The sequence below is a fragment of the Pseudomonas sp. MD195_PC81_125 genome, from assembly GCF_014060985.1.
GTDB classification, from domain to species: Bacteria; Pseudomonadota; Gammaproteobacteria; order Pseudomonadales; family Pseudomonadaceae; genus Aquipseudomonas; species Aquipseudomonas parakoreensis.
Map to the genome: position 1 here is coordinate 1 of NZ_JABULD010000079.1, position 7,099 is coordinate 7,099.

Annotated in this window: 2 protein-coding genes and 1 pseudogene; 2 read left to right on the forward strand and 1 reads right to left on the reverse strand. The window is 62.2% G+C overall.

Translation table 11 applies throughout. The features are described 5' to 3' along the window. Positions 1–313: 313 nt before the first annotated feature. Positions 314–505 carry a hypothetical protein gene (locus HT737_RS03600; protein WP_003225628.1) on the forward strand — a complete coding sequence of 64 codons (192 nt, stop codon included), beginning with the start codon at positions 314–316 and terminating at the stop codon, positions 503–505. Then, positions 495–764 carry a type II toxin-antitoxin system RelE/ParE family toxin gene (locus HT737_RS03605; RefSeq protein ID WP_182401470.1) on the forward strand — a complete coding sequence of 90 codons (270 nt, stop codon included), beginning with the start codon at positions 495–497 and terminating at the stop codon, positions 762–764. Before HT737_RS03600 ends, HT737_RS03605 begins: the two co-directional genes overlap by 11 nt. Positions 765–828: 64 nt before the next feature. On the opposite strand, the pseudogene HT737_RS03610 reads toward HT737_RS03605, so the two are convergent. Further along, positions 829–7,099: pseudogene (locus HT737_RS03610) on the reverse strand (filamentous hemagglutinin family protein); the annotation flags it as partial.

Below are 7,099 nucleotides of genomic sequence, written 5' to 3' on the forward strand. Positions count from 1 at the left end.
GAACATGCTCTGGGCCAAGGTCAGCATCCCCTACGCCTTCTGACCTCGACCTGTAGGAGCTGCCGCAGCTGCGATCTTTTGGTTTTGGTTTTTACAAGCCAGATCAAAAGATCGCACCTGCGGCAGCTCCTACACAGACGGCGGTGTTGTGGAGGAATCCGATGACAACGTGCGTCGATTTTCCCTTATGGGCAAGGGAAACGTCTGACATCTTTCCCGCCAGCGCTTCGGGATACTGCGCACTTCGTCTTGCCAGTGACGACAGCGAGCCACATCCCCCTTAGACTGCTTCACATTGATCATGGAGGTCACTATGAGCGCCGAACTTTCCCTTATCGTTTCAGACTTCGAAACCCCAGAGCAGGCCGCCAGCTATGATCGCTGGTTCCGGGCACAGGTACAGGCCTCGATGGATGATCCGCGGCCCAACATCCCCCACGAGCAGGTAATGGCCGAAATGCGCGCCCTCATCGAATCGAAACTCAACAAAAACAGTGCGGGTTGACTGGCGACCTGAAGCTCGCACTCAACTCTGGCAAACCCTGAACTACATCGCTGACCGAAACGTCGTGGCGGCCAGTCAACTGAACGCCGCCATCGAAGCGGCTACCTCGGCCCTTCCACGTCACCCCTACCTTTATCGCTTCGGCAAGGTCGCCGGCACCCGGGAAATCGTTGTCCATCCCAACTATGTCGTGGTTTATCGGGTGACCGACCGGATCGAGATTCTCAACCTTTTGCACGCTCGACAGGCGTATCCCTAAGCCTTCCGCTCCACACAAAAAAAGGGCGACCCACCGGCCGCCCAAAGTACTGCACGAGAGTCTTTTACAACGTCAGTTGCCCACGCTCCTCCTCGGTCAGCTGCTGTTTCGCCTGTTCATCCAGCACCCCGGCGCCCAGCACCTGCACCGGGCTGTCCGGGTTGTATCCGGTCGTCGGCGCACGGCTGGCGCCATCGCGGTTTGGCGCCAGTTGCTCGTTACCGAAACTCAGCACCTGCACGGTGAACACCGAGGCCTGGTTCTGTTGCGCTGCTGCCTGCTGCTGACGGGCCACGTCTTCAGCGGCCTGGGTGGCTGAAGAGGCAGCGGAGCTTGCCGAGGTGATCGCCCCGGTGTTCACCGCCGACACAACAGGCACACCCGTCGCCTTGCCCTGCACCGCGATGTTGGCGGCGTTGACCACAGTCAGCGCGGCGATGTTGACGTTGCCCGAGACACGAATCCCCGCCTCGCCCGCATCAATGGTGCCCAGCGGCGCGATCAGGTCGATGTCGCCGGGTGCGACTTCGGCAATCGGGTTGAGTGTGGCGATACCCGCACCGGTGCTTGGCACCGATGGTGACAGGGTCACGTTGCCCCAAGTGTCATAGACGCGTTTTTGGCGGGGTGTAGACCACGGTGGTTTTCGAGCCGCGACCGGCGTTGATGTCGCCCTCGGCCGACCAGCCGAGGATCGAGCCACCGAAGGTCGTCATGATCCGGCTCTGCCCCAGCAGAATGCTGCCCTGCGAGTAGAGCTGAATGTTGCCCGAACCCTGCGTAATGATCCCCCGCCGTGGACGGTGGCGCCGCGCCTTCGATGCCGAACACCTGACCGCCGCCCGGCGTGAGCATCTGGATGTCGCCGCCGAACAGGGTCTTGACCCCGGCGCCGCCGTACAGCGTGATGTCGCCGTCATAGCGGATCGGATTGCCCGCCACATCAGTGCTCGGGAACAGCGCCGCAATGGCGTTGCGACCACGCAGGTAACTGCCTTTGCGCGGACCATCGACGTCGTTGTATTCCAGGCCACCGGCGCGCAGTTCGGCGAAGTACACCTGCCGCGCAAAGATCGCCTGCTCGGCACTTGGCAGCGCGGCATAGAAAGCCTGTGCCTGCTCTGCGTTCCCGCTGAAGCCGTAGCCGAGGGTCAGCCAGCTCTGCAACTCGTCGAGGTAGGTCTTGACCACCTTGCCCGGCTGGCTGTTGAGAGCGGCATCCGGATTGGCAAGGTTCTGCGGGCTCAGGTAACGCGCGATGAACCTTGTGTAATCCGGCCCCTGCGCGCCCGTGCCCGCCTGCAATACCACGCTTGCACCGGGCTGCGTATCCCCGGCCACTATCGCGCCGAGGCTGGTAATGCTGGCGCGATTTTCCATCAGGATGTTGCGCCCGGCATTGATATCCAGCGTGCCAGGGCCGGCGATATCGAAGCTGCTGTAGAGAATGTCGCGACCTGCCGAGACGCGCGATACATCTCGCACGTCGTTATGAACGAACAGGTTGCCGGTCGAGGTAATGCCCTCCTGACCGACGCCCATTTCCTCGGGCTGCACGGCTGTCGGTTGGCCCAGGTGGGTTCCGGATGCCACGATGTCACGTCCGGCAATCATCCAGACAGGGCCTGCTGCTTCGTACCAAGTGCGTTTCGAGGTATCGAAACTCAACGTCTCGCCACTGCGTACCCCCACCAGATCGCCGGTCAGGGCATAGAACCGTGCGGGCCCCTGCACTTCACTCAAACCGGAATAGCTGTCGGGCCCAAAAGCGAACAACGGATAACGCGAATTACCTTCCGGTTTAACACCGTCACTGCCGTAATTGCTGTTGAGTGGCTTGTTGGGGTTATTGCCGGCAAAGGCCAGGAATGACGGCCTGAACGGGGTGGCGATGGCTAGCGGACTGGCACCCGACTGATTGATCGCATAGCCGCCGGCGTAGATCGAGTCACCGGCCAACAGTTCGAGTTGTCCGGATGTCGAAGGGGCCAGTAACAGTGAATAAGCGGTTGTCCGTGACAAGTCACGCTCGCTGTAAGCCGCCGATGGCCCGGCATAAATCGCCCCCTGCGCCGCCACCGCCCGAAAGAATCGACGGGTACACAAAACGTCCATCGGTGGGCGACGAGTTGGCGCCGCTCACAGGGGATAGATTGGCCTCCGTCTCGGCCAATTGAGTACTCGGCGTGAGATTGCCTCCAGCGGAAAAAAGATTGATGGCGGTGTGATCAGTCCACAGCGAGAAGCCGCTCAGGATGCCACCAGTGCGGATATTGCCGTTGTCATCAAGCAATGGCGTGGCATTGAGCAGGCGCACACGTCCGGGATCTGCCGCACCGCCCAACACCAGGTCTCCACGGGTACTGAGGCTCATGCCCGAGTCGCCGGGAATCAACACCAGGCCACCGGAGGCGTTGCTGGTCGTCGAGGTGAACGGATCCAGCGGTCGGGTTTCACGGACATCATGCAACTGCGAGCTGGCACCGTATTGCAGATTGAGGCCGCCCAGCGCCCCTCCGGTCAATTGCGCCGCACCGCGCAAGTTGATCAGTGCGCCTTGCAGGTCGTGCCTCGGCGGCTGAGTCCCGCTATCCCCCGGCCCGCGCTTGCAGCGATGGGTTGAATGCGCCGCCAATGCGAATGTCCATATCGCCACCGCCAGTCATCTGCACGCTGCCATCGTCGGCGACACGCCCGGTGCTGCCCACGGCAACGATCAGCCCTTGGCTGCGCGGATAATTGACCGCATCGCCCAACGGTCTGAGCATCCCGGCGTCGCCACCGGCACGCAGGCTGATGTTGCCGCCGCCCAGGGTGCCGAATCCGGTGAAGCCCACCAGGTAAGGTTCGGTATTGCCGTCAGGCGTCATCAACCGAGTAGCGTAACTGCCAAAGTTGATCCACCACGCTGTGGGCACATCCGGGTTGCCCGTGCCTTGGCGCCACAGCCAGTTACCCATTGCCACACTGGCGATCTGTTCGCGGAAACCGCCATTTACCGATTGTGCTTTCGTGCCGACGGAATCACCGGAAACCGAGCCACCGGCATTGATGTGCAGATTGCCACCCAATTGCGGATACCAGGCCTGATAGAGGCTGTCGCTACCGCCGTTGACCCACTTTTCATAAGCGGCACCGGCGGTGCCCAACACCGAGTTATTGTCCGAGAGATGCCCGCGTTTCTGGTTATACAACGGGTCGACATTCGATGACTGTGTACCGGCGGTGTACACGCCGAAAGGCGAATCCATGCTCAGGTTGCCGGCAGCCATCAGATCGAGATCGCCAGTACCGGTGCGCAGAACACTGAACATCTGCGTATGGGCCTTGGCCGTTTTCCCCGGATTGTTGCCGATGCACAGCTCTGGCTGCAGATCACAAATGAATTGAGCCTCCTCGGGAACCGGTTCGTAGTCCGGCCCCATTCCGCTACCTGGCGCCCAGACCCAACGGGCCATGGGTACGCACAAGTCGGCAATCTGCTGACAGTACTCGAGCATGTCATCAGGGACCGGCTCGTAGGGGGTAAAAAAGGGATTATCCGGAGCCCAGACCAGCTTGCCCGCCGCCGTGGTGATGTTGACGCCGTAATGACTGTCCGCCAGCCGCAGATTGCCTTCAGGGGTCAGCGGTTTGACCGCACGGCTGTCGGCCGCAGCAAGATCTGCACCGGCGACCACACGCATCGACCATGAGGCACTGCCCGACGGCAGCATGCTGGCCAGCGCCCAGTTCTTGCCTTGTTGTGTGCCGTTGAACGGGCGCAACTCGATCAGCGAAGTGCCTTCGGCGAGCTTCACATCGGTCATCGACGGAATCAGCGAGCCGCGCAACAAGGCCAGTTCGCCCTTTAACTTCACCCCGGAGAACGTAGTCAGGTCTGCATCGTAAACGCTGGGCAACGGCACTCCCTTGGGCCAGTTCATCGCTTGCAGGGCGGTGGCCTTGTTCAAACGGATCCCGGCACCCAGGCGTGTGTCGGCAGGCAACGTCACACTGTCGCTGAGCAGCGTACCGGCGGCGTACAGCAGATGACCGCTGCTGTCGTGGATCGCCCCCGCCAGCACGGTGCCGGCGCTGAAGGTATACGCCTCACCCAGCACCGCCTGAGTCGGCAACAACGTGCCACTGGCCAACACTGCGCCCTGAATGGTCACGTCGTAATTGAGCGTGGCGCCTATCGGGAACTGTGTCCCTTCAGCCAGCGAAACACCGCTGCCCGGCACGATCAGATCGCCACCGAACGGCTGCACACCGGCAATCAGTTTCCAGCCGGCATCGTCCTGGGTTTCCGGTGGCGGCGCGAAGCCGTCGTTGATGCTGCCGTAAATATCGAGGTTGCCACCGGCACGAATCACCAGGCTGCCCGCTTCCCCGGAACCATATACGGAGGGGTTCAGCTGCGTGTGCGGATTGAGGCTGGCATAGCGATAACCCGAAAGGTCCAGATCGCCCTCCACCACCAGATCACCGTCAGCCGCTTTGCTGGCGATCTCCACACCGGGCCGCAGATGGAATGCATCGGCGTAAGTGGCGTTATTCAGCCCGGCGAGTTTGCGTTGCAGCAGATCGTTATTGCCCAGTGCCGCGTTGATAAAGTCGTTGCTGTCGCCATGAATGCGTTCGAGCATGGCCTGATCGATGACTTGATACGGCCGGCCACTGACCGCCTGATCGACACCCTCGCGGGCATCGGTGTAGCGGCGCATACCGTTGAGGCCGATGGAGCGTGCGCCCTGAATGGTCAGCGCACCGCTGGCGTCGATGGCGATGTCATTGCTGCCCAGACGCGGCGCGTTCAGCTCCAGCGTACCGCGCAGCATTCCATCGTGTTGCCCGGCGAGGACACCGGGCACGGCATCGGTGCCGTGACGCAGGTCGATGCGCGCACCGCTGCCCAGCGTGAGCAAACCATCGCCGGAATTCAGTTCGACCGTGGCGCGGTTGGGTGCATCGATGATCTTGCCGTAGCTGTCGACACGCAGCACGCGACCATGGGCATCGAGCACGCTGCTGCCAGCCAGGGTCAGGCCATTTTTCGCCGACAGGCGAATGCTGCCGACACGCTCGCCGCTGGCATCGATCAGACCGGCCACCGTCAGGCTGCCATTGTCCACCGACACATTGACCTCACCGGCCTTGAGACCGTCGCCGATCACCAGGTTGCCTTGTTTGAGTTGCAGGCTGCGGCTGCCGTAAACCTGCCCGGCATTCAAGCGCTGATTGAGCGCGGCGAACTGCTCGGTGGCGTCACCGCCCAGACGCTGTGCGCGAATGTCCACGCCACCGGCCTTGTACGGCACCAACGTGCCGCCGGCGTCGTAATAACCGCTGCTGCCACCGGCAATCTCGCCTTGCAGATCGACCGTCCCGGCCGCATCGGCCAGTGCGATGACGCTGAGGTTACCAGCCTGATTGTTCTTCGCCGACAGATCGATCCGCGAGCCCGCGGCCTGATGGATATTGCCGTTGGCGCTGTACAGCGATACGTCGCCGCCCCAGCTGTATTTGCTGACATCATTGAACGGCAAGGTCCGCCCGGCCATGTCCAGCACGGCACGAGTGCCCAGCGTCAAATCGCCCTCGGACTTGACGGTCAACTTGCCGCTGGCAAAGGCGATACGGCTGTCCAGCACGATGTCGCGGGCTTCAAGATTCAACTCCGCACCCAAGGCATTCGCCGCCCCGGCAGCCCCGGCGCCGCTGAGCGTCAGGCTGTTGCCGGCCTTGAGCAGGCTGACCGATGCCGCCTCACCGGTGAGCAACGGCGTGCGCAGGTTCAGATTGCCGCCGCTGTAGCTGTGACCCTTGAGCGGATCGTAAGCGCCCTGCTCCTGATACACCGCCAGGCTGCCCTTGTGATTGGCGGTGATGCGCTCGCTGGCGCTGAGGTTGACGTTGGCAAAACCCAGCGCCAGACGATTGTTCTGATCCAGCCCGCTGGCCTGAGGCATCGGGCCGTAACCCAGCTCGATCCGCTGGGCCTGAATATCCAGCGTGCCGCTGCCCGTACCGGCGCCACCGGTGATGACGCTGCCGGGGCTTTGCGTCGCACCGTTCCAGATCAGGTTGGCCGTACGAATGCTCGCCACATCGTTGGCATCGCCCAGACCGTAGATCGCCGGGGGTGACCAGCAGCAGGTTCTGCAGTTTGCTTTGGCCGGTCTGCGGATCGATTGTGTCGAGGCTCACGCTGCCGAAGAAATTGAAGGCATCGCGGGTGGTCAGGCTCAGGGTTTCCAGCGCTGGCGCGCCATATTGGGTGTCACCGCGCAGCAGTCGGTCGAGCACGTTCTGGTTAAGGGTCAGACCGGCCGGTACGCGACCGCCGGCCG